The sequence below is a fragment of the Kribbella hippodromi genome, assembly GCF_039531045.1.
GTDB classification, from domain to species: Bacteria; Actinomycetota; Actinomycetes; order Propionibacteriales; family Kribbellaceae; genus Kribbella; species Kribbella hippodromi.
In genome coordinates this window covers 1-23,517 of record NZ_BAAAPH010000009.1, presented here as the reverse complement: position 1 = coordinate 23,517, position 23,517 = coordinate 1, and the positions used below count along the sequence as shown (strand labels likewise).

At 68.0% G+C, this 23,517-nt stretch carries 17 protein-coding genes; 10 read left to right on the top strand and 7 right to left on the bottom strand.

The window, feature by feature from the left end; genetic code table 11:
* The first annotated feature begins 186 nt into the window (after positions 1 to 186).
* The gene (locus ABD260_RS15530; protein WP_344234221.1) at positions 187 to 726 is read left to right on the top strand and encodes a winged helix-turn-helix domain-containing protein; all 540 of its coding nucleotides are present in this window, start codon (positions 187 to 189) and stop codon (positions 724 to 726) included.
* Between the two features lie 57 nt (positions 727 to 783).
* Here the strand turns inward: ABD260_RS15530 and ABD260_RS15525 are convergent, their stop codons facing one another.
* A complete protein-coding gene (locus ABD260_RS15525) occupies positions 784 to 5,196 on the bottom strand; it encodes a S8 family serine peptidase (RefSeq protein ID WP_344234220.1) in 4,413 nt (1,470 codons plus the stop codon).
* A gap of 280 nt (positions 5,197 to 5,476) precedes the next feature.
* Between ABD260_RS15525 and ABD260_RS15520 the strand changes: the two genes are divergently transcribed.
* Positions 5,477 to 6,082: a winged helix-turn-helix domain-containing protein gene (locus tag ABD260_RS15520; protein WP_344234219.1), complete on the top strand. Its 606-nt coding sequence runs from the start codon at positions 5,477 to 5,479 to the stop codon at positions 6,080 to 6,082.
* A gap of 402 nt (positions 6,083 to 6,484) precedes the next feature.
* Here ABD260_RS15520 and ABD260_RS15515 read toward each other — a convergent pair whose 3' ends face one another.
* Positions 6,485 to 8,473: an alpha-1,4-glucan--maltose-1-phosphate maltosyltransferase gene (locus ABD260_RS15515; protein WP_344234218.1), complete on the bottom strand. Its 1,989-nt coding sequence runs from the start codon at positions 8,471 to 8,473 to the stop codon at positions 6,485 to 6,487.
* Between the two features lie 194 nt (positions 8,474 to 8,667).
* Here ABD260_RS15515 and glgP point away from each other — a divergent pair, with 194 nt between their 5' ends.
* A complete protein-coding gene (glgP, locus tag ABD260_RS15510; protein WP_344234217.1) occupies positions 8,668 to 11,259 on the top strand; it encodes an alpha-glucan family phosphorylase in 2,592 nt (863 codons plus the stop codon).
* A 91-nt stretch (positions 11,260 to 11,350) separates the two neighbouring features.
* Positions 11,351 to 11,992, top strand: coding sequence for a hypothetical protein (locus ABD260_RS15505; RefSeq protein ID WP_344234216.1), 642 nt, complete (start codon positions 11,351 to 11,353; stop codon positions 11,990 to 11,992).
* Here the strand turns inward: ABD260_RS15505 and ABD260_RS15500 are convergent, their stop codons facing one another.
* From ABD260_RS15500 to glgX, 4 genes are all read right to left on the bottom strand, one after another.
* Entirely contained in the window at positions 11,993 to 12,883 is an 891-nt protein-coding gene (locus ABD260_RS15500; RefSeq protein WP_344234215.1) for a transglutaminase-like domain-containing protein, read from the bottom strand. It lies immediately after the preceding gene.
* A 3-nt stretch (positions 12,884 to 12,886) separates the two neighbouring features.
* Positions 12,887 to 13,711: a MerR family transcriptional regulator gene (locus ABD260_RS15495; protein ID WP_344234214.1), complete on the bottom strand. Its 825-nt coding sequence runs from the start codon at positions 13,709 to 13,711 to the stop codon at positions 12,887 to 12,889.
* A gap of 65 nt (positions 13,712 to 13,776) precedes the next feature.
* Complete coding sequence (locus ABD260_RS15490; protein WP_344234213.1) at positions 13,777 to 14,517, bottom strand: SGNH/GDSL hydrolase family protein; 741 nt, start codon at positions 14,515 to 14,517, stop codon at positions 13,777 to 13,779.
* A gap of 75 nt (positions 14,518 to 14,592) precedes the next feature.
* Positions 14,593 to 16,653, bottom strand: a complete 2,061-nt coding sequence (gene glgX / locus ABD260_RS15485; RefSeq protein ID WP_425553350.1) for a glycogen debranching protein GlgX — start codon at positions 16,651 to 16,653, stop codon at positions 14,593 to 14,595.
* A 167-nt stretch (positions 16,654 to 16,820) separates the two neighbouring features.
* Between glgX and ABD260_RS15480 the strand changes: the two genes are divergently transcribed.
* From ABD260_RS15480 to ABD260_RS15455, 6 genes are all read left to right on the top strand, one after another.
* Positions 16,821 to 17,843: a Gfo/Idh/MocA family protein gene (locus ABD260_RS15480; protein WP_344234212.1), complete on the top strand. Its 1,023-nt coding sequence runs from the start codon at positions 16,821 to 16,823 to the stop codon at positions 17,841 to 17,843.
* Positions 17,840 to 18,883: a Gfo/Idh/MocA family protein gene (locus ABD260_RS15475; protein WP_344234210.1), complete on the top strand. Its 1,044-nt coding sequence runs from the start codon at positions 17,840 to 17,842 to the stop codon at positions 18,881 to 18,883. The genes ABD260_RS15480 and ABD260_RS15475 overlap by 4 nt, the downstream gene beginning before the upstream one ends.
* Positions 18,884 to 19,007: 124 nt before the next feature.
* Positions 19,008 to 19,787: an enoyl-CoA hydratase/isomerase family protein gene (locus ABD260_RS15470; protein ID WP_344234209.1), complete on the top strand. Its 780-nt coding sequence runs from the start codon at positions 19,008 to 19,010 to the stop codon at positions 19,785 to 19,787.
* Between the two features lie 14 nt (positions 19,788 to 19,801).
* Complete coding sequence (locus ABD260_RS15465) at positions 19,802 to 20,755, top strand: methyltransferase domain-containing protein (RefSeq protein WP_344234208.1); 954 nt, start codon at positions 19,802 to 19,804, stop codon at positions 20,753 to 20,755.
* Positions 20,756 to 20,764: 9 nt separating this feature from the next.
* The gene (locus ABD260_RS15460) at positions 20,765 to 21,631 is read left to right on the top strand and encodes an acyltransferase (protein WP_344234207.1); all 867 of its coding nucleotides are present in this window, start codon (positions 20,765 to 20,767) and stop codon (positions 21,629 to 21,631) included.
* Complete coding sequence (locus tag ABD260_RS15455; protein ID WP_344234206.1) at positions 21,628 to 22,611, top strand: hypothetical protein; 984 nt, start codon at positions 21,628 to 21,630, stop codon at positions 22,609 to 22,611. The genes ABD260_RS15460 and ABD260_RS15455 overlap by 4 nt, the downstream gene beginning before the upstream one ends.
* Here the strand turns inward: ABD260_RS15455 and ABD260_RS15450 are convergent.
* The gene (locus ABD260_RS15450; RefSeq protein WP_344234205.1) at positions 22,598 to 23,332 is read right to left on the bottom strand and encodes a class I SAM-dependent methyltransferase; all 735 of its coding nucleotides are present in this window, start codon (positions 23,330 to 23,332) and stop codon (positions 22,598 to 22,600) included. The two genes, ABD260_RS15455 and ABD260_RS15450, sit on opposite strands and share 14 nt — an antisense overlap.
* Positions 23,333 to 23,517: the final 185 nt, after the last annotated feature.

The window sequence follows — 23,517 nt, the reverse complement described above, 5'->3', positions numbered from 1 at the left end:
GAGCGCACGCCGGTCGGGGGAGCGTCGCCGGGTTCGGGCGGGTTTTCCTGCCTGCAAACGCTGTCCGGTCTCGGACAGGACGCATATGTGCCAGCCCGGTGCGCCTGGAATCCCTTGACTTAGTACGGGCCGTGAACCGTACTTGTGGCTGGCCGGTTCAACTGGGAGGGGCTTGCCGTGAGGTCGATGGAGAGGTTGTCCGACTCGTCGCTGATCATCGGCGTGGCCGCGTCCGCCGCTGAACGAGTACAGCTCGCGCGGCTGCTCGGTACCGCGGACGCGCTGCTGCTGGTGTCCAGTGCTGATCAAGCCCGCGCGTTTCTGGAAGTCACGGGCGTCCCTTCGTCGTCGGTCGCCGTACCGAAGGTCGCTCCGTCCGTACGCGTCGTACCGGCTGCTGCCCAGATTGCCGCGGTGCCGCAGCAGGCACCTGCGCCAGTGGCTGGTCTGCAGCTGGACGTCGATCGCCGCGTGGTGCGCTGGAAGGACCGTGAGCTGCCGCTGACCCGGCTGGAACACGACTTCCTGCACTGCCTGGTGGAGGAGCCCGGTCGGGTCTGGACGTACCAGCGGCTGCACCACGCCGTCTGGGGCAACGAGCACCTCGGCCACGGCTCGCACATCCACTCAGTGGTGAAACGCCTCCGCCAGAAGCTCGCCAACCTCGGGGCCAGCGTCACCATCCAAGCGGTCCGCGGCGTCGGCTTCCACCTGTTGCCCAACTAGCTGACAAGGGCTCGGCCCCGGACCAGTGCGGTCCGGGGCCGAGCTTCTAGTACCTGACTACTTGATCGACTTCAGTGCGAAGTCCTCGGTGACCGGCGTGCCGGCGACCAGCTTGGTGGTACGGGCCTGTGGTTTGTAGCCGTCCTTGGCGGCGATCAGGGTCAACGGGTTGTTCCGGCGGTCCAGCCAATACGCGTACTGGCCGGACTGGTCGGTGATGAAGGTGTACGACTGTGCCCACGAGTCCACCTGGACGATGGCACCCGGCAGCGGAGCGGACGCACCGGACGAACTGACGCCCGTGACCGTGCCCATCAGCTTGCTCCAGGTGGTCGGCGGGGTGACGTTCATCGTCACCGCGACCGGAGCCACCGTGTACGGGGTGTTCTCGCCGATCGTCACGGCACCGCTGAAGGTACCGGGCTGGTCGACACTCGCGGTGAGCGTGACCTTGACCGTCGCCGACTCGCCCGGGGCCAAGGTGGCCTCGGTCTTGTCCAGGGACAGCCAGCTGACGTCCGCCGACGACTCGGTGCAGTCGCCGAGACCGGGCAGGGACTCGCTGTCGGCAGTCGCGTTGAAGCCACCGGACGAGCCACCGACCTTGTAGAAGCCGCAGGCCGCTCCACCGCGGTACCGCGGCAGGTTGGCGTTCGGCAGTGCCGACCAGGCCTCGGTGGCCGGGTCGTACGCGAAGCCGGCGTTGGTGACCGCACCGGCCTGGACACCGCCGACGACCAGCAGCTTGCCACCGGCGACGGCGTAGGACGCCGCCCAGTGGTCGGCCGGAGCGTCCGCGATCGCGGTCCAGGAGTCAGCTCCCGGGTCGTACACGTACGCCTTCTTCAGTGAGTTCGTGCCGTCGTTGCCACCGGCGCAGTAGAGCTTGCCGTCGATGGCACCGCAGGACGCGAACGCGACCGACTGCGGGTAGTTCGCCAGCGTCTGCCAGCTGTTCGCGCCGGCGTCGTAGCGCACCACGGTGTTGCTCATCGGGGTGCAGTTGGCGGTGGTGCAGCCACCCACGGCGTACAGCTTGCCGTCCAGTACGGCCTGACCGGCCGCGGCCCGGGGCGCCGGGTTGGCAGCGACCGCGGTCCAGGCGTTGGTAGCCGGGTCGTACGACCAGGTGTCCGCCGCCGGGCCGGACGATCCCCAGCCGGAGCTGGCGATGATCTTGCCGCTGGTGACACCCACGGTGATGGCGTTGCGGGCGCCCGGTAGCGGGGCGATCGCGGTCCAGGCGAGGGTCGCCGGGTCGTACACGTAGCTGTTCGCGGTGGACGCGCTGCCGTCACCACCGCCGATCGAGTACGTCTTGCCCTCCAGGCTGACCACCCGGTTGTCCATCACCGTCGACGGGTAGTCGGCGATGTCGGTCCACGGCGCCGCCTGCGGCTTCGCGGCCACCGGCGCCACGTCGTTCTTACCGGACAGCATCCGGGCGAACGAGGTGCTGACGGCGATCCGCTGCAGCGGGGCGCCGGCGCTGTTCTCCACCTGTGCCTTGGTGGTCTTGGTGCCGTTCGCGTTCTGCAGGACGAAGCCACCGTCCTTCTCACCGAACTTCACGTCGACCGGCGCACCACCGGTGTTCTTGACGGTGAACGACTTGGTCACCTTGCCGGTCGGCAGCTTCAGGTTGCCGGTGATCGCACCCGGCGTGACGGACAGCTGCCCGGCCTTCAGGGTGTAGTCGGCCGTGGTGGCCCAGTCGGCCTCGACCGGTACGGTCGCGGTCGCGCTGACGTAGTTGCCGGCCTTGGCGGTGAAGCCCTGGTCGCCGTCGGCCGAGGAGTACAGCCAGTAGAAGCCGTCGTTCAGGCCGGTGTCCTCGGGCGTCGCCACCGTCGTACCGGACTCGCTGCTGCCGTCACGGGTGACGACCGCGCCGTTCACGAACCCGTTGGTGTTGGCGTCCTTGACGTTGCCGGTGACAATGCCGCCGCCGGTCGGCTGACAGGTGACCTGGCTGCCGATCAGGACGTTGTCGACCTGCCACCACCAGGCGTACTTCGCCTCGTAGTAGTGGAACCGCACCTGCACATTGGCCTTGCCGGCCGCCTGCGGGATCGCGATCTCCTTCAGGCCGCTGACGGTGGCCGTCTGCTGCAGCACGTTGGTCCAGGTGGCGCCGCCGTCGACGGACAGGTCCACGTCGGCCTTGTCACCCAGCCGCTTGTAGTTCTGGTTGAACCGGATCACCGGAGCGGTGACCGAGCTCAGGTCCACAACCGGACTGACCAGTGCGGTGTTCTGCGTACCGCCACTGCCGTACTTGTCGCTGTCGACGACCGCGAACTTGCCGGTGCCGCCGGTCTGGTTGCCACGGTTGCCCGGGTCGTCGAACTTCCACACCTGGCCGTTGCCGTTGTTGTCGACCACGGTCCACCCGTTCGGCACGGCACCGTTGTCGAACGTCTCGTACACGCCGTCGGAGCCCCACGTGTAACCAGGAGCAGTCGCGCAGCTGTCCGTACGCACCGGAACCGCCACGTTCTTGGTCAGGTTGCCGCTGCCGACTGTGATCGGCTGGCTGACCGTCTGGTAGCCCGGGTACTGCGACTCGATCTTCAGCGAGTACGCGGCACCGGCCGGGACCTTCAGGCTGTAGCGGCCGTTGCTGGGCGTGGTGTAGTCGAACACTCCACCCGGCCCCTCGACGGTTACCTTCGCGTACAGCGGCCAGCCGTGACCGGAGCCGTCCGAGATGGTGCCGCCCACACTCACCTGCGGTGAGCTGACCAGAGCGAAGTCCTTGGTGGTCGTCTGGCCGGTGGTGATGTCAGCGGTGGCGGTCTGCGTCTTGTACCCGAAGGACGCCACGGTGAGGCTGTAGCTTCCAGCAGGCAGGACAGACGAGTACGTGCCGTTGCTGCCGGTGGTCAGTACCTTGTCCGGCGTACCGTCCTGGTGCACGGTGACGCTCGCACCAGCCAGCGCGGCACCACCGGTAGCGGCGGTGACCTTGCCGGACAGCGTGCCGGTGTCACCGATCGGTGCGGCGGCTACCAGCGCCAGCGCGTCCAAGCGGCCCTGACCGAACACGTTGTTGTTGTCAGCAGTGCCACCGCATTGGCTGTCCGGCGTGTCGATCGCGGTCTGGTTCAGCAGCGCGCGGGTAGCGGCCACATCGCCCTTCAGCGCCGGCGAGGCGGCCCACAGCAGAGCGATAGCGGCCGTCAGGTGCGGTGTCGCCATCGATGTGCCGTTGTACGAGCCGTACGTGTTGCCGGGCAGGCTGGACCGTACGTTGACACCCGGAGCCGAGATGTTCGGCTTGATGGTGCCGTTCTGGCCGGCGCCACGACCGGAGAAGGACGCCGGGTTGTTGTTGATGTCGTACGCGCCTGATGAGTAGTTGCTGGTCAGGCTGCCCGGGGAGCCGCTGCTGTTGCAGCCCAGGTCGCCGCTGTTGCCGTTGGCGAACGTGCCGAAGATCCCGGACGCGGTCCAGGCCAGGCTGATGTCCTCCATGAACGGGTCGTTCGACGGCAGCGTCGAGCCCCACGAGTTGTTGATCACGTTCGGCCGCTTGCTCGCGTCCGGGTTCTGCCCGGCGAGGTCGGTCGGCTCCAGCAGCCACTGGCCGGAGGAGATCAGCGCCTCGTCACTCGGGCAGCAGCCGTTCGCGGCGATCCACTTCACGCCCGGTGCGACACCGATCTGGTTGCCGGCGCCGTCGTCGCCGACCATGGTGCCCATCGTGTGGGTGCCGTGGCCGTTGCCGTCGGACGGCTTGGTCGGCGAAGTGCCGGCCGCGTCGAACCAGTTGTAGTTGTGGTTGAAGGTGCCGTCACCGTTGTTGCCCCGGTACTGCTTCACCAGCGCCGGGTGGTCGTACTGCACGCCGGTGTCGATGCTGGCGACGACGATGCCCTCACCCTTGTCGCCGTACTGCGACCAGACCTGGTTCGCCTTGATGTTCGCGATACCCCACTCGACCGCCTGCACCTCTTTCTCGGCCTGGCCGGCGGTGACCTTCGGTACCTCGACCTGGACCGGTGCGTACAGGCCCTGGACCTCCGCGTACGCGGCCAGGTTCTGCGCGAGGGTGAGGGAGCCGTTCTCGATCCGGATCGCGTTCGTACCCCAGAACGACTTGTACTTCACGTGCTGCGCGTCCAGGTCGGCGCGGACCTTCGCCTGGCTGTCCGCGGCGGCCTTCTTCAGCGCGGCGGCCACGGCCGTACCGCGCTCGTTCCAGTTGGTGATCTTGCTCGCGGCGGACAGGTCGGCCTTCGTGCCGAACCGGACCCAGTAGTCCGTCGCGGCCTTGGCGTCCTTGCCGTCCAGCTTCGCCAGCAGTTCCGGCTTGATCTTGGCGGCGGGCGATGGCGTAGCCTCCGGTTTCGTCGGCGCGGACGCTTGGGCCTGGCCGGCGGCGGCCATCCCGGTCGCGACGACGGCCAGCGCCGCCAAGGTACTGACCAGTGATCTGGCCAGCCCCCTTCGTGGTTGATCTGACATCTGTGCAGCCCCTCACTTGGAACGACCCCGAGTCGACTCCCCCGAGTCATCTGCTGCTGTGGAGGCCCGAACACTCTGCGTGCCCCCTGGGCTGCGGCATGTGACACCGCGAGCTTGACGTGGACCTTATGTGTCAGAACAACGTGGTAACAAGCACACTTCGTAAGCAAGATGTGACTAGCGGTCGCGCCGATCAAGGCAGCCCTGGGCAATCTGAGCAATCTGGGCAAACGTTGGCATTCCGTTGACGATCCAAGGCAGCTGTTGACATCGTGATCAAATGGTCACCGCCCGTGTCCCCGCCCCGATGGACGTCGACCTGACCAGCACCGAACCCGAGCCGTTCCCGCTCCTGATCGCGGTCGCGGCCTCACCCGAACAACGGGTCCGGCTGGCAGAACTCGTCGACGACGTCGCACCGCTCCTGCTCGTCTCCAGCCTCGACGAACTGCGCAAGCTGCTCGTCCCCGCCCAGCAGCCACCACCGTCCGTACCCGAAAACCCCGAACCCCCCGAGCCCGACGCCGCCTACACCCCTGGCCCGCCCGACTCGGCCGATGAACGTGACGACGTCCTCACCATCGACCGCACCCGCGCCGTCGCCCGCTGGCGCGGCCGCGAAATCCAGCTCACCGAACTCGAACGCGACCTGCTCACCCAGCTGATGTCCTCGCCGCTGCGCGTCTGGTCGTACGAGTCGCTCCACCAAACCGTCTGGCGAGCCCGCAACGTCCGCGGCACCGCCGACGTCCACTCGGTCGTCAAACGCCTCCGCCGAAAACTCGACGACCTCGGCACAACGGTCACCATCGACGCCGTCCGCGGAATCGGCTTCCGCCTCACCGACCACCAACGCCCCACCATCACCGACCTCCGCGCCGGCTGAACTGCTTGTGTGCTGGTGATCCACCCCACGCCGCGCTCCGCGCGGCCAGCCCGCGCCGACCCCCCCAACAACCTGACCTTGAGAACCCACCACGCATTTCCCGACCGCGAAAACACACGGTGGCTTCTCAAGGTGGTGGCCGGGGGTGGGGCGGCCGGCGGACTGATACAGGCCTGCCGGCCGCGCGGTTGGATCGCCGGTAGGCGACGGCGAAATCTCAGCTGTCGTTCGTCGACCGGGTCGGCTTGTTGCCTAAGGCCACAGCCAGTCGGTACGTCGGTCGGTTGGTGCCGTTGCGCGCAGCCGCGCTCAAATCGCCGCGGGCGGGGTGTAGCACGGCGACGGAGGAGTCGTGCGTAGCGCCGCGTGGGCTGAACCACCCCCGCCTACAGATACTGCGTACTAGGCCTGGCCTCGGCGTACCGCGAGGATGTGGGCGGGTTCGCCGTTGGGGTCCAGTTTGATGTAGTTCTGCTGGCCCCAGCGCCAGGTCGCGCCGCTGATTTCGTCGTAGACGGTGAAGGTGTCTTCGGGGCGCATGCCCAGGGCGGCCATGTCCAGGTGGACCATGGATTCGCGGACCGAATGCGGGTCCGTGTTCACCACCACGATCACCGTGTCGCTGTGGCCGTCCGGTGCGGTCGAGCGTTTCGAGAAGCACATGATGGCTTCGTCGTCGACCGAATGCAGCGACAGGTTGCGGAGTTGCTGCAGCGACGGGTGCCGCCGCCGGATGTTGTTGAGGAGCGTCAGGTACGGCGCCAGCGACCGCCCTTCAGCCTCAGCGGTCGCCCAATCGCGTGGCCGCAGCTGGAACTTCTCGGTGTCGAGGTACTCCTCGGACCCAGGCCGCAACGCGACATGCTCGAACAACTCGTACCCGGCGTACACGCCCCAGGCCGGCGACGACGTGGCCGCGATCGCCGCGCGGATCTTGAACGCGCCCGGCCCGCCGTACTGCAGATAAGCGGTCAAAATGTCCGGCGTGTTCACAAAGAAGTTCGGCCGCAGGAAATGCCCGGTCTCCGTGGTCAGCTCGGTCAGGTACTCCTCCAGCTCCCACTTCTCGTTCCGCCAGGTGAAGTACGTGTACGACTGGTGGAAACCGACCTTCGCCAGCTCCTGCATCATCGGCCGCCGCGTGAACGCCTCCGACAGGAACACCACATCGGGATCGGTCTTCCGGATCTCGCCGAGCAGGTACTCCCAGAAGTTGACCGGCTTCGTGTGCGGGTTGTCGACCCGGAACACGGTCACGCCCTTGGAGATCCACAGCCGCACGATCCGCAGTACTTCGGCGTAGATGCCTTCGGGGTCGTTGTCGAAGTTGATCGGGTAGATGTCCTGGTACTTCTTCGGCGGGTTCTCCGCGTACGCGATGGAGCCGTCGGCGCGGATCGAGAACCACTTCGGGTGTTCTTTCACCCACGGGTGGTCCGGCGAGGCCTGCAGGGCAAGGTCGATCGCGACTTCGAGGCCGACCTCGCGGGCGCGGCCGACGAAGTACTCGAAGTCTTCGAAGGTGCCGAGCTCGGGGTGGATCGCGTCGTGGCCGCCGTCCTCGGAGCCGATCGCCCAGGGCGAACCGGGGTCGCCGGGCTTCGGGTCGAGCGTGTTGTTCGGGCCTTTGCGGAACGAGTGGCCGATCGGGTGGATCGGCGGCACGTACAGGATGTCGAAGCCCATTTTGGCGACCGCTTCGAGGCGGCGCGCGGCGGTGCGGAACGTACCCGACTTCCACGTCTCGGTCGCCTCGTCGTACGTCGCGCCTTCGGAGCGCGGGAAGAACTCGTACCAGCTGCCGTACAAAGCACGCGCCCGGTCCACCCACACCGGGTACGTCTCCGAGGACGTGATCAGTTCACGCACGGGATACCGGCCGAGGGCGGCGCGTACTTGCGGGGAGGTGCCGGCCGCGAGCCGTGCTTCCGGCGGCAATGCCCCGTTCGCCAGCGCGTGCGCGGCATCGCTCAGCGTGCCGCGATCCGCACGAACCGCCGGGGGTACACCGGCCGCGGCGCGGTCGAAGAAGGCGGCGCCCTCCGCGAACATCAGGTCGACGTCGAGCCCGGCGGGGACCTTGATCTCGGCGTTGTGCCGCCAGGTCCCGTACGGGTCGCTCCAGCCTTCGACCGCGAACGTCCACGCCCCCTGCTCCTGCAGCGTCACGTCGACGGACCAGCGGTCGCTGCCCTGGCCGGCCGGCGTCATCAGCATCCGTCTGGTCTGTCCCGACGGCGAGGTCAGGACGACGTTCGCGTTCACCGCGTCGTGGCCTTCGCGGAAGACCGTGGCCGCGATGGTGAAGGTCTCACCGACCGATGACTTCGCCGGATAGGCTCCGGCGTCGACGGTCGGGGTGACATCGGTGATCGGGATGCGCCCAGTCATGGCGTAGACGAACCTGCCCTCTCTGAATTCCGGCTCGGTGGACGGTCGGCGGATGGGACGTAATAGCTGCAACACTGACCGTATCGGTTCCCAGTACCCACCGGTGACACGCGGACCTGCAAAATCTTGCTCGCGTTGCAAGATCGATGCATCCCGAGGGTGTTCTCCGCCCCTTTGGCCGGTACGGTGTCCCGGTGCGAGCGATACGACGATTCTCCGTCCGCCCTGTCCTGCCCGAGCCGCTGACCGGCCTGGGCACCCTGGTGAACAACCTCCGCTGGGCCTGGCACCCGGAGACGCAGGACGTCTTCGAGGCCGTCGACCCGCAGTTGTGGCGGAGCACCGGCGGTGACCCGGTCAAACTGCTCGGTGAGGTACCGGCGGCCCGGCTCGACGAGCTGGCCAACGACCACGCTTTCCTGCGCCGGCTGGAACTGGCAGTCACCGACCTGGACAGCTACGTAACCGACGACCGGTGGTTCCAGACCTCCGGGCAGCCGCTCAGCGCGGTCGCCTACTTCTCGCCGGAGTTCGGCATCACGCACGTGCTGCCGCAGTACTCCGGCGGTCTCGGCATCCTCGCCGGTGACCACCTGAAGGCGGCCAGCGACCTGGGCGTACCGCTGATCGGGGTCGGCCTGCTGTACCGGCACGGTTACTTCGCGCAGTCGCTGAACCGTGAGGGCTGGCAGCAGGAGCGGTACCCGCTGGTCGACCCGGACGGGCTGCCGATCAGCCTGCTCCGCGACGGCGACGCGCCGGCCACGATCACCCTGACCCTGCCCGGCAACCGCGAGCTGCACGCGCAGATCTGGGTCGCCCAGGTCGGCCGGGTGCCGCTGCTGATGCTCGACTCCGACATCGAGGAGAACGAGCCGTCCGAGCGCGAGGTGACCGACCGGCTGTACGGCGGTTCCACCGAGCACCGGTTGCTGCAGGAGCTGCTGCTCGGCGTCGGCGGCGTCCGCGCGGTGCGGACGTACTGCCGGATCACCGGGCACGCGGCGCCGGAGGTGTTCCACACCAACGAGGGCCACGCCGGGTTCCTCGGCATCGAGCGGATCCGCGAGCTGGCCACCGAGAAGGACCTGGACTTCGACACCGCGCTCGAGGTCAACCGCGGCGGCACCGTGTTCACCACCCACACGCCGGTCCCGGCCGGTATCGACCGGTTCCCGGTCGAGCTGATCCAGCAGCACTTCTCCGCCGACGTGTTCGGCCCGGAGGTCCCGATCGAGCGCATCCTCGAGCTCGGTGCCGAGGACTTCGAGGGCGGCGACCCGGCGCTGTTCAACATGGCGATCATGGGGCTCCGGCTGGCGCAGCGCGCGAACGGCGTGTCCAAGCTGCACGGTGTGGTCAGCCGGGGGATGTTCTCCGGGCTGTGGCCGAGCTTCGACCCGGTCGACGTGCCGATCACCTCGATCACCAACGGCGTGCACGCCCCGACCTGGGTGGCGCGCGAAGTACACGACCTGACCTACGCGACGTACACGGCCGAGGGTGACTCGGTGTTCGAGGGACTGGACAAGTCCACCGACGCGCAGATCTGGGAGACCAAGCGGCTGCTCCGGCAGCGCTTCATCGACGACACCCGCGCGCGGGTCCGGCAGTCCTGGCTGAACCGTGGCGCCAGCGACGCCGAGCTCGGCTGGGTCGACTCGATCCTGGACCCGGACGTGCTGACGATGGGCTTCGCGCGGCGGGTGCCGTCGTACAAGCGGCTGACGCTGATGCTGCGGGACCCGGAGCGGCTGAAGTCGATGCTGCTGCACCCGGAGCGCCCGGTGCAGATCGTCATCGCCGGCAAGGCGCACCCGCACGACGAGGGTGGCAAGAAGCTGATCCAGGAGATGGTGCGCTTCGCCGACGACCCGGAGGTACGGCACCGGATCGTGTTCGTGCCGGACTACGACATCGCGCTCGCGCAGCCGATGTACCCGGGGTGTGACGTCTGGCTGAACAACCCGCTCCGCCCGTACGAGGCGTGTGGCACGTCCGGGATGAAGGCGGCGCTGAACGGTGCGCTCAACCTGTCCATCCGGGACGGCTGGTGGGACGAGTGGTACGACGACGAGTTCGGCTGGGCGATCCCGTCCGCCGAAGGGATCGAGGACACCGACCGGCGCGACGACCTCGAGGCGCACGCGCTGTACGACCTGATCGAGAAGCAGGTCGCGCCGCGGTTCTACGACGGCGAGGTGCCGGGCCGCTGGATCGAGATGCTCCGGCACACGATCAAGGAGCTCGGCCCGAAGGTGCTCGCCACCCGGATGGTGCGCGACTACGTCGAGCAGCTGTACGTACCGGCGGCGCGGTCCTCGCGCTCGCTGAACTCGACGTACGACGGTGCCCGCGAGCTGGCCGGCTGGAAGCAGAAGGTCCGCGCCGCGTGGCCGTCGATCCGCGTCGACCACGTGGAGCTGCAGGGCCTCGGCGACGTACCGCAGCTGGGGACCACGGTCGGTATCCGTGCCTTCGCCGCGATCGGTGACCTGACTCCGTCGGACATCTGTGTTGAGGTCCTGCACGGTCGCGTCGACGCCAACGACGAGATCACCGACCCGGTCCGGGCGGTGCTGTCGCTGGCGGAGACGTACGAGGGCAACCGGCACCGCTACGAGGGCGAGCTGAAACTGGACCGCACCGGTCCGTTCGGCTACACCGTCCGCGTGGTCCCGAACCACACCGGCCTGGCCAGCGTCGCCGAGCTCGGCCTGGCCGCCGGCCCGTCCGACCCCGAGGACCCGGAAACCCCCGACCTCCCCGCCGGCTCGGAATTCTGAGCCACCCCCCACAAAAGACACGACCCCGCCTGCCTCACCAGGCGGGGTCGTTTTGGTCCTCCAGAACCTCCGGCCCCGCTAGCCTGACCGCATGCGCAGGATCTGGGGGATCGCCGTACTCACCGTCGTCGCTGTGACCGGTTGCGGTACGGAGGTGGCATCGACCGACGGGGCCGGCCGGGGGCCGATGGGCACTCCGGTGCTTGCCTCACCGGCTACTCCGAACACTCCGATGGTGCCGATGCAGCGGACCCTGGTTCCACCAGAAGTGTTCGAGCAACTGCCGGCGCTGATCCGGTCCAAGTCCCCGGACCAAGCACTGCCGCCGTCTGGAGCTACGCAGGCGCAGGTGATCTTGTCCTGTGCCTACGAGCCGAACAGTCCTCAGGACACGACCAGTGGAGCCAATCGGCAGAACCCGCCTGGCGAACATCGCGGGCCGAACCGCGGCGACCTTCTTGCGCCCGGGACGTTCGCCAACACCGCGAAGTACTTCACCCACGACCGGACACTGGTCGCGGCGCTCGACTTCGGCGCGGAGAGCTATACCGACGACGCCTGGCCGGTGCGGCAGGTGCGGACGATCTTCCGAGTGCCCAAGGAGCGGGTCACGCGGCAAGACCTGATCAGCGCCCGCAATCAGTACGCCAAAGGCTGCTCGGGGTTGAACGGGTGGTTCGACCCGCGCGTGGTGAAGGTCAGCGTGTACGCGCCGTGGAACTTGGGGTTCTGATCATTCGAGGTCGATCAGCCGGAACGGTCCGCCGGCGGGGGAGGTGATGAAGGAGCGGCCGGCGAAGGTCAGCGACGGGTTGGTGCGGTAGAGGTTGTTGACCTGCTTGGTGGCCGCGGCGTCACCGTTGCCGGAGGCAAGTAACAGGCGGGCTACCTCGTCGGTGAGCGCCAGGTCGGCGCCTTCGAGAGTGTCGGACATGTCACCCCAGTTGTCCCAGAGCAGCAGCTCGTCGCCGTTCAGGTGGGCGAGTTCGTAGTGCACGTAGTTGCGGACGAACCAGCCGCCGCCGATCGGCTGACCGGGACCGATGCCGTACAGGTCCGGGTCGAGGTCGCCGGCGCGGATACCCAGCCAGACCTCGGCAGCCGACGGGAACGGTCCGGCCGGCATGTCCTGCACGTCGAACGGACGGTCGCCCGGCTCCAGTTCGGCGTCGATCATCACCCAGCGATCACCGTTCCAGTACTCGGCGACGACGTGATCGTGGTTGTACCCGGAGGTGAAGTAGTCGGCGAAACCGATCCGGCTGCGGGCCGGGATGCCCTGGTGCCGCAGCATCGAGACGAACAGCAGCGTGTAGTCGCGGCAGCAGCCGACGATCCGGTCGAACGGTTCGCGCGGCTCGGCCAGCGGGCGCCCGTTGCGCTTCTGGTCGGTGCCGAGCATCGCCGACACCCACCGGTGGTCGATCTCGGCCAGCCGCTCGCCGGTGAATTCGATCCCGCCGCCGCGGTAGTGGATCAGCAGATTGCGGACCACGGCCGCGATTCCGGGTACGCCGGCCGGCAGGTCGTCGTACAGCCCGGCGTGGACGCCGGGGTCGCTGAACCGGGTCTGGATCGCGTAGTCCGCGGGGGACAGGTAGGTCGGCGCGTCGCTGTTGTGCATGGGTCAAGGCTTTCTGTTGTGAACGGGCAGAGCGATGTCGACGGCCGGTTCGTCCCGGGGGATCGACTGGCAGTTCGCGAAGTACACCTCGCGCGGCGGTCCCGCGTCGGGGAGGCCGTTGGCCCGGACCCAGTCGAAGACGAGGTCGTACGCGAGCATGATCCGCGGGTACGCGCACTCGTCCATCGTGATCGTGCAGTACGCCTCGTGGTGCGCCGGTTCGACCCGGATACCGATCCGGCCGTCCGGGTCCACCAGCCCGCCGAACGGTACGCACACCTCGACGGTCGCCTGCGCGTCCGGGGTCACCGCGCCGTGGTAGATCACCCACGACCCGTCGGTCCCGGTCGCGCCCGCCGTGTGCAGGTACGACATGATCTCGTCGGTGCACGACACGATCACCCCGATCAGCTGCTGCTGGTCGGTTTCGGCCCGGATCGACGCGATCTTGGTCGCGGGCACGTCCCTTGTGCGTACTGGGCGTGGTGCCAGTCCGGGCGTACCGGTGCGGGCGAGTCGGTCCCGCAGGTACTGCAGCGTCGCTCGGCGCGCGGCCGTGGTCGCCTCCTCGGCGGCCCACCACCGGTCCAGCCGGATCAGTGCCTCCTCGTCGGTCCCCGCCAGTACTTCGGTGATCGTCGCAAGCGGCATGTCCAGCTGCCGCAACACACTGATCCGCCGGGCGCGCTCCAGCTGCTCCTCGGTGTACCAGCGGTACCCGTTGGCCGGATCCACCTGCGCCGGAGTGAGCAGCCCGGACACGTCGTACAGCCGCAACGCCTTGTGCGACAGCCCGGTGCGCCGCCCGAACTCACTGATCGTCAACACACAACCATCAAACCCTCTGCCCCAGGGGCAAGGTAAACCCTCACACCGACAATGCTCGCAGCTGTTCAGGCGGTGCGCACGTGGGCTGGTAGGGCGGCGAGTAGGGCGTCGGCGTGGCGGCGGTAGCCGAGGTTGTTGGGGTGGAAGGCGTCGGGGGCGAGCATGCCGCGCCAGGGTGGGCGGGCGTGGCGGGAGACCTCGGCGACCGGGAGGCCGCGGGAGCCGGCGGTGCTGCTGATCCACTGGTTGATGCCGGAGACGTACGGGCTGACTGCTCCGCCGACGCGCCACAAGCGGTCCGGGACGGTCAGGTCCATCACGACGGACGACGAGGGCAGGCGATCGATCACCTGCCGGAGGTGGTCGCGGAAGCGTTTTGGTGGCGTAGCGAGGATGTCGTTGTTGCCGATGCCGCAGGTGACCAGTGCGGGGGTGAGTCCGTCCAGCAAGGGCAGTTGGTCTTCCAGCACGTGCCTGGTCTGCGCCCCGGACCTGGACAGGTTCAGTACGCGCCACGGAGTGCCCTTGCGGCGTAGTGCGTTCAGTACTTGGCCCACGTACCCGTGCAGTGGTGACGACGCGCCCAGTCCTTGTGCGGTCGAGTCGCCCAGTACGACCCAGAGCGGACCGTTGGCGGTTAGTACATCCGCGTTCTGCTTGGTCCAGTAGTCCGCGTACGTACGCGCCTGCACGTCGACGTACGCCACGCCGTCCACCCACCGCTGGATGGCCAGCCGCGAGCTGGTCCGCTCCGCCTCGCCCCAACGCATGATGGCTTGGTGCAGCGCGCCGATCGGTGTGGTCAACGTCGGTCCCCCCAGAGATGAACAGCAGGTGACCGATGAATGTACAGGCGGAAGGTTAACGACCCATCCGACTGCTCAGAGCGCGCGGAGCAGCACCAGACAGCGCGGTGCGAGCGGCACGGTCGCACCGGCTTCCACCTCGGTCACCATGCTGTTGCTGGTGTCGAGGACAACCTCGTACGCAGGGGCCCAGGACGCGTCGGGGACGACGACGTTCTGCGTTTCCGGTGTCGCGTTGAGAGCCAGCAGGAACGAGCTGTCGGTCAGCGCGTTGCCCTCCGCATCGGTAGCGCGCAACGCGTCACCCGCCAAGAACATCCCGATGGTCCGCAGGTTGCCGTCCGACCAGTCCGCGTCCGTCATCTCACCGCCGTGCGGTGCGATCCAGGACAGGTCCTTGCGCCCACCGGAAACAACCGGTTGCCCGGAGAAGTAGTGCCACTGCCGCAGCGCGGGGTGTGCGGCGCGCAGGGCCAACAGCTTCTTGGTCAGTGCGAGGTGCTCGGACCAGCTCTCCGGCAGTGACCAGTCGAACCAGGAGATCTCGCTGTCCTGGCAGTACGCGTTGTTGTTGCCGTGCTGCGTCCGGCCGCACTCGTCCCCGGCGGTAATCATCGGTACGCCGGTGGACAAGATCAGCGTCGCCATCAGGTTCGCCATCTGGCGTTTGCGCAGCACGGTCACACGCCAGTCGTCGGTCTCGCCTTCGACACCGCAGTTCCAGGAGCGGTTGTCGTCGGTACCGTCGCGGTTGTCCTCGTGGTTCGCCTCGTTGTGCTTCTGTTCGTAGCTGACCAGGTCGCGCAGCGTGAACCCGTCATGCGCGGTGACGAAGTTGATCGACGCGTACGGGTAGCGGCCGTCGTCACCGTACAGGTCGCTGGAGCCGGACAACCGGTACGCCAGGTCCTTCACGCCATCGGAGGTGTTCCGCCAGACGTCCCGGAGGCTGTCGCGGAACTTGCCGTTCCACTCCGACCACGGCGGCCCGAAGTTGCCGACCTGGTACCCGAACGGGCCGACGTCCCACGGCTCGGCGATCAGCTTCACCCGGCCGAGCACCGGATCGGCCGCGACCTCGGCCAGGAACGGGTGATCGGGGATGTCGACCTCATGCCGCTCGTTGCGGACCAGTGTCACGGCCAGGTCGAACCGGAAGCCGTCGACGCCCATCTCCTCGACCCAGTAGCGCAGTGAGTCCATCACGAGGCGCCGCACCTGCGGGTGTGACGTGTCGACCGAGTTGCCGGTGCCGGTCACGTCGTACATCGCCGCGCCTTGGCCGAGCCGGTAGTACGCCCGGTTGTCGATGCCGCGGAAGCTCAGCGTCGGCCCGTCGAAACCACCTTCGGCGGTGTGGTTGTAGACCACGTCCAGGATCACTTCGATGCCGGCGGCATGGAACGCGGCGACCATCGCCTTGAACTCGGCGACCTGCTCACCGCGCGATCCGGACGACGAGTACGGCGCGTGTGGCGCGAAGAAGCCGAGGGTGTTGTAGCCCCAGTAGTTCGGCAGGCCGCGGGCGGCGATCGACGGCTCGGTGAGGAAGTGGTGGATCGGCAGCAGCTCGACCGAGGTCACGCCAAGATCGGTCAAGTACTGAATCACGGACGGATGCGCCAACCCGGCGTACGTGCCGCGCTGATGCTCCGGGACCTCGGGATGCAGTTTGGTGAAGCCGTGCGTGTGCAGCTCGTAGATGACCGTCTCGCCCCAGTGCACCGGCTTGCTGATCGGTGGCGGCGGAGCGGAATCGGCGACCACGACACCAACCGGAACATGTCCGGCCGAGTCGCCCTCGGAGGAGTCGTAGATCTGCGGGCTGTCGTAGTCGAGCTCGCCGTCGACGGCCCGCGCGTACGGGTCGAGGAGCAGCTTCGACGGATCGAACCGCAGTCCATGTGACGGGTCGAACGGGCCGTGCACGCGGTACCCGTACCGCTGGCCGGCGCCGACGCCCGGTACGAAACCGGTCCAGAACTCACCGGTATGGGCCAGATCGAGATTCCGCTGGCTGCCGTCGGCCTCGATCAGGGCCAGCTCGACCCGCTCGGCGGCCGGCGCCCAGAGCGTGAAGGTGGTGCCATCGGTCTGGACCACTGCGCCCGGACGCGGTCCGGTGCCGACGGACAGGCCGGGAGCACTCGGGGCATCGGTCGCTTCTTTCACCGGCACATTCTGCACAAGCCGCCCGACATTCACGATAGTGAGGTGGTTGTGTTCGTGAGACGGTAGTTGCGGACGGCTCTGCGCAGTGATACGCAAGGACCGTTATTAATTCACCCACCCCAGGGGAACACATGTCGGAAGAGCTTGCCGGTCTGACCGTGGGTCTGATCGGCGCGGGCAACATCGCCCACATCCACGCCCAATCGTGGCAGGGCCTCGGGGCCCGTGTCCTGGTGTACTCCGTCGAAGGCGCGCAGGAGCTGGCGGAGAAGTACGGGCTGGAGGTCGCGCCGTCGCTGGACGGTCTGCTGGCCGAAGTCGAGTTCGTCGACATCGTCACGCCGTCGGCGACGCACAAGGAGATCACGCTGGCCGCGATCAAGGCCGGCAAGGACGTGATCTGCGAGAAGCCGCTGACGCTCACCGCGGCCGGCTCGCACGAGGTGATCGACGCGGCCCAGGCGGCGGGCGTCCGGCTGTACCCGGCGCACGTGGTCCGGTACTTCCCGGCGTACAAGGCGGCGTACGACGCGATCCAGGCCGGGCGGATCGGTGATGTCGCGGTAGCGCGGTTCTACCGGCAGGCGTCCTCGCCGGCCGGCGCCGGCTGGTACCGGGACGTGGCCCGGTCCGGCGGCGTGATCATGGATCTGATGGTGCACGACCTGGACCAGGCCCGCTGGCTGTGCGGCGAGGTCAGCACCGTGTACGCGGTGCAGAACCCGCCGACTGTCGACGGAGTCAGTCCGGTCAACGTGGCGGCGCATGTCACCCTCACGCACGAGAGCGGCGCGATCAGCCACTGCCGCGCGACCTGGGGCGCTACCGGTACGACGTTCCAGACCGGGTTCCAGGTGGCGGGTTCGGCCGGCGTACTGAAGTTCAGCTCGGACGGCGACACCGGGTACAAGGAGGAGCTGCAGGACGGTACGTCCGGCGGCGACCTGCTGATTCCCGCGTCGTTGCTGGGGGAGAGCCCGTACCTGGCGCAGCTGCGGGAGCTGGCGATCGCCCTGCGCGGCGGACCGGAGCCGCGGGTGCTCGCCTCCGACGGTGCAGCCGCGGTGTACCTGGCCGAGGCGGCGCGTGCGTCGATGGAGTCCGGCCAGCCGATCGACATGAAGACCTTCGTTTCGACGGGAGCAGTGGCATGACGCTGAAAGTTGCGATTGCTTCGTTCGCGCACGTCCACGCCGGTGGGTACGCGCATCTGCTGGCGTCCATGCCGGGCATCGAGGTACTGGCCGCTGACCCGGATGGCGCGGCGGCTCCGGATGCCGGTCCGCGCGGTGCCGAGTTCGCGGGGCAGTTCGGGATCGGGTACGTGGACACGTACGACGAACTGTTCGCCTGGGGACCGGATGCTGTCGTCGTGACCTCGGAGAACGCCGGTCACCGCGCACTGGTCGAGCGGGCCGCCGCGGTGGGCGCGCATGTGCTGTGCGAGAAGCCGCTGGCCACCGAGGTGGCAGATGGCGAGGCCATGCTGGCTGCTTGTGAGGCGGCCGGGACGATTCTGATGGTCGCGTACCCGGTGCGGTTCGCGCCGTCGTACGCGCGGCTGCGGGCGAACGTCGAGGCGGGGCGGCTCGGCGAGGTGTTCGCGATCCTGGGGACCAACAACGGGAAGATCCCGTACGACGCGCGCCAGTGGTTCACCGACGCCAAGCTGGCCGGTGGGGGAGCGCTGGTCGACCACACCGTGCACTGCGCGGACCTGATCGACGGCCTGACCGGTGGGGCGAACGCCACCCGGGTGTACGCCGCGTCGAACCGGATTCTGCACCAGGACAAGGATGTCGAGGTCGAGACCGGCGGTCTGGTCACGATCAACTACGACAACGGGCTACTGGCCACGATCGACTGCTCGTGGAGCGTGCCGGACAACGCCGCCACTTGGGGCGGGGTGTCGCTGCAGGTCACCGGTACCAACGGTTCGGTGGAGATCGAGCCGTTCCTGCCGCACGTCGGTGGCACGGACCCGTCCGGCGAGGTCTTCCTGGGCATCGGCGGCAACCTGGACGCAGCCCTGCTCGACACCTTCCTGGACGCGGTCCGCACCACCGGCCCGGCCAAACCAGGCACACCACCGGCGGTAGTCCCCCAACCCGACGGCGCCGTAGGCCTCCGCACCCTCCGCATCGTCGACGCCGCCCGCCGCTCCGCCGCATCCGGCCAAGCAGTAGACGTCTGACCAGCCTGTATCCCGCCGCCTCCACTGCTGCTGGGCAGTGGAGGCGGCGTGCGTTTGGTTGGTGGGGTCCGGTACGGTTCCGGGAGATGTGACCGGCGGGTAGGACAGGTAAGGAGCTTCGGGTATGGGCGAGTTCGTGAACCTGACGGTGAGCGACGGGGTCGGCACGATTCGGCTGGATCGGCCGAAGATGAACGCGCTGAACGTCCAGGTCCAGGAGGAGATCCGGACCGCCGCCCTGGAGGCGTCCGCGAACGACGACGTCCGCGCGGTGGTCATCTACGGCGGCGAACGCGTCTTCGCCGCCGGCGCGGACATCAAGGAAATGGCCGACATGTCGTACGCCGACATGGTGAAACGCTCCGGCCCGCTGCAGTCCTCCCTGTCCGCGGTCGCCGCCATCCCGAAACCGACAGTCGCCGCCATCACCGGGTACGCGCTCGGTGGCGGGTGTGAACTCGCGCTCTGCGCCGACTACCGGATCGCCGCCGATGACGCCAAGCTCGGCCAGCCGGAGATCCTGCTCGGCATCATCCCCGGCGCCGGCGGTACGCAGCGGCTGTCCCGCCTGATCGGCCCGTCCAAGGCCAAGGACCTGATCTACACCGGCCGTTTCGTCGACGCCGCCGAGTCCCTCGCGATCGGCCTGGTCGACAAGGTCGTACCGGCCGCCGAGGTGTACGACGCCGCGGTCGCCTGGGCGTCGCAGTTCTCCCGCGGCGCGGCGATGGCCCTGCGCGCGGCGAAGGAATCGATCGACTCCGGTCTCGGCGTCGACCTGGCCACCGGACTGGAGATCGAGCGGCAGCAGTTTGCCGCCCTGTTCGCCACCGAGGACCGCACGACCGGGATGCAGTCCTTCGTCGAGAACGGCCCCGGCAAAGCCACGTTCGCCGGCAAATAGTTCAAGGGAAAGTGATGTCCGCAACCGAGAAGCCGGCCGCCACCGCCGAAGAGGTCGAGGCGGCCTGGAACGACAACAAGCTCGCCCAGGTCCTGTACCACGACTGGGAAGCGTCCACGTACGACGAGAAGTGGTCGATCTCGTACGACGAACGCTGTGTCGACTACGCCCGCGATCGTTTCACCGCGGTCGCCGGAACGGACGGCTGGCCGTACGGCAAGAGCCTGGAGATCGGCGCCGGCACCGGTTTCTTCACGCTGAACCTCAAGCTGGCCGGCGTCCTCGACGAAGCCCATGTCACGGACTTGTCGCCGGGCATGGTCGAGGCCGCGAAGAAGAACGCGAAGACGCTCGGTTTCGCGGTCGAGGGCAAGGTCGCGGACGCGGAGAAGCTGCCGTACGAGGACGACACGTTCGACCTGGTGATCGGGCACGCGGTCATCCATCACATCCCGGACGTCGAGCTGGCGTTCCGCGAGATGCTCCGCGTCCTCAAGCCCGGCGGCCGGTTCGTGATCTGCGGCGAGCCGACCCGGTACGGCGACTTCGTGGCGCGGCGGCTGTCCCGGCTCACCTGGTGGGCGACCACGAACGTGACCAAGCTGCCGGCGCTCACGCACTGGCGGCGCCCGCAGGAGGAGCTGGACGAGTCCTCCCGCGCGGCGGCTCTGGAAGCGGTCGTGGACCTGCACACGTTCGACCCGGACACGCTGGCGCGGATGGCGTCGCGGGCCGGTGCCGTCGAGGTCAGCACGGTCACCGAAGAGCTGCTCGCGGCGTGGCTCGGGTGGCCGATCCGTACGTTCGAGGCGGCCGTACCGGAGCAGAAGCTCGGTTTCGGCTGGCGGATGTTCGCGTACAAGTCGTGGCTGCAGCTGTCCAAGGTGGACAAGGTCCTGTCGTCGATCGTCCCGGACGAGTTGTACTACAACGTCTCGATCACGGGTCAGGCTCCCCGCCGGCAGTAAGGTGTGCTGATGCGGTTGCTGTCCGTGCCGAATCTGCGCTGGGTGGTGCGCCATCGGGCGTGGTCGCCGTACTACCTCAAGCGGTACTGGCGGTTCGCCTGGTTCAAGCTGCGCCACCCGCAGGTGATCACCGAGGGTTTCGTCTTCCTCGGCAAGCACCTGGAGATCGTGGCGCGGCCCGGGCACGGCCGGATCGTCCTCGGCAAGTGGGTGCATCTCGGTGACGAGACCCGGCTGCGCGCGCACGAAGGCACGCTGCGGATCGGCGACAAGGTGGTGTTCGCCCGCGACGTCACGGTGAACTGCTACCTGGACATCGAGATCGGCGCGTCGACCCTGATCGCGGACTGGACCTACATCTGCGACTTCGACCACAAGACCGAGGATCTGGACCTGCCGATCAAGGACCAGGGCCTGGTGAAATCACCGGTCCGGATCGGCCCGGACTGCTGGCTGGCCACGAAAGTCACGGTCACTCGCGGTACCGACATCGGCCGCGGTGCGGTGATCGGCGCCAACAGTGTTGCCCGCGGCAACATCCCCGCGTACGCGATCGCGGTCGGCGTCCCCGCCAAGGTGGTTGCGGACCGGGCCACCCGGTACGAGGCGAATTCCGAACGCCGCAAGTACCTGTCCGATCTGGCCGCAGCGAACGACCAGACGACCACCCTCCTGCACACCGGCGCCACGCCTACGCCGGCCGAAATCCCGGTGCCGGTGGTGGAAGCCGCGGGCGCCCGGAGCGTGGTGCCGACGGATGCGGCTGGTGATGGGGTAGAAGCAGATGGTGAAAAAGAGAACCCTGAGGGGTTCTCAAGTTACTCACCAGTCGGGCACTATGGCCCCCAGAAACGAACGAATCAGACTTGGGCGTGAACACGAGCGTGAACCCAGACACCGCGAACCCAGAGACGGCGCCGGAAGCACAGGCCGCGAGTAGCACCTTGGACGCCGTACCGGCGGCCGGCGGGACGGACAGCAGTGCGGCTCCGGTGGCGGGTGCGCGGCGCCGGCTGTCGCCGCGGCCGGTTCCGGTCAGCCGGCGGCGGAAGGCTCCGGCCGAGCAGGCGCAGCTGACCGACGCGGCCACGGACGAGGAACGGACCCCGGCTGAGGAGATGGACGACGTGGGTACGCAGGACGACAAGACGCCGGCCGCCGAAGCCGCCGGCACCACCCCGAACACCCAGCCGGCCGCTGGCGCCGGAGCCAGTGCTTCTGCTGGAGCCGGCGCTTCGGCTGGTGCCGGCGCTGGTGCGACGACGAAGGCTGGGCGGCCGAAGACGGCGGCTGAGATTGTTGCCGAGCAGCGCGCCCGGGAACAGGCCGCGGAGAACGCGGCGTCAGGTGCGGCCGACTCGGAGGAGGCCGCACCCGCTCCCACCCCAAACGATGCCACCGGCAACAATCCGCCTGCTGCCGACACCAACACTCCCACCGCTGCCACGGCAAAGGTTGGCGCTGTCGGTCGTGCGAAAGCGGCTGGCGGGAGTGGCGCCTCGGGGAGCAGGCCCGCGGTGTCGCGAGGTGGAAGCGGCAAGGGCAAGCAGGCGCTGGGCTCGGTTGGCTCCGGGGTTCGCAAGGTGCGGAACCTGATCGCCTCGCTGGTGTGGCTGATCGCCGTGCTCGCGGCAGCCGTGCTTGCGCTCGGTGCCCTGTTCACCGCGCTCGATCAGACCAACCAGAGCAACGAGATCGTGCGCTGGATTCTGGAGCGCGGGCACGATCTGGTCGGCCCGTTCAAGGACCTGTTCCGGCTGCAGACCGCGAAGAACACCCTGCTGGTGAACTGGGGGATCGCCGCGCTGGTCTACCTGATCGCCGGCAAGATCGTCGAGCGCATCATCCGCCCGTAGGCGTCGCCACCAGCAGCAGATCGAGAGATCCGTCCAGGTCGCCTGGGCGGATCTCGAAGTCCGTGGACGTCGTACCGCGCACCAGTTCGGCCAGCTCGTCATCCCATTCGGCGTACTCGGTCGCCAACTGCGCATCCACGCACGACCCGTACCGTTCCTCCCACGACGTCAGCCGTACGCCGTGATGCAGCCCGAGCGTGTGCGTGATCTCGAAATGTGGTTCGAGCAGTTCGATGAACTCAGGCCCGGTCAGTTCGCGGGTGTGGTACCAGTTCCCGCTCGGGAAGGTCAGCCGGTTGGGCGTACTCACCGCGAGTGTCCCGCCCGGCCGGAGGATCCGCGCGCACTCGGCGACGAAGCGCGGCTGCTCCCACAGGTGCTCGATCGTCTGCAGGGACGTGACCATCGTGAAGGCGGCGTCGGCGAACGGCGTCTGGACCAGATTGCCGCGGACGGTATTGGTCTGTGGATAAACCCGGCGGACGTGCCGCAACGTCGTATCTTCATAGTCGAGACCGGTCACGGAGCTCGCCCCCGCCAGGCGCAGCAGCTCCGCGCCGTACCCCTCGCCGCAGCCGGCGTCGAGGATCCGGCCGGTCCGTTCGATCGGCAGATGGGCCGTGATCCAGCGGTAGGCAGCCTCGTGGCGCGCGAACCAGTATTGCTCGTGCCAGATCCCGGGCGCGGTCCTCTCGCCGGTCAGCGGTAACGTCTCGGTCACCTGAGTCAGACTAGGTCAGACCTGTGGTGCCCGGGACTGTGATGGGGCTCGCACCTGGCTCATGTTTCTCGCGAGTAACATCCGTGGCAGGCTTGGAGTGACCGTTAACCAGAAGGGGTCTCACACGCTATGAAGATCGTCGTCTGCGCGAAGTTCGTGCCGGATGCCACCGCGGACCGCCGCTT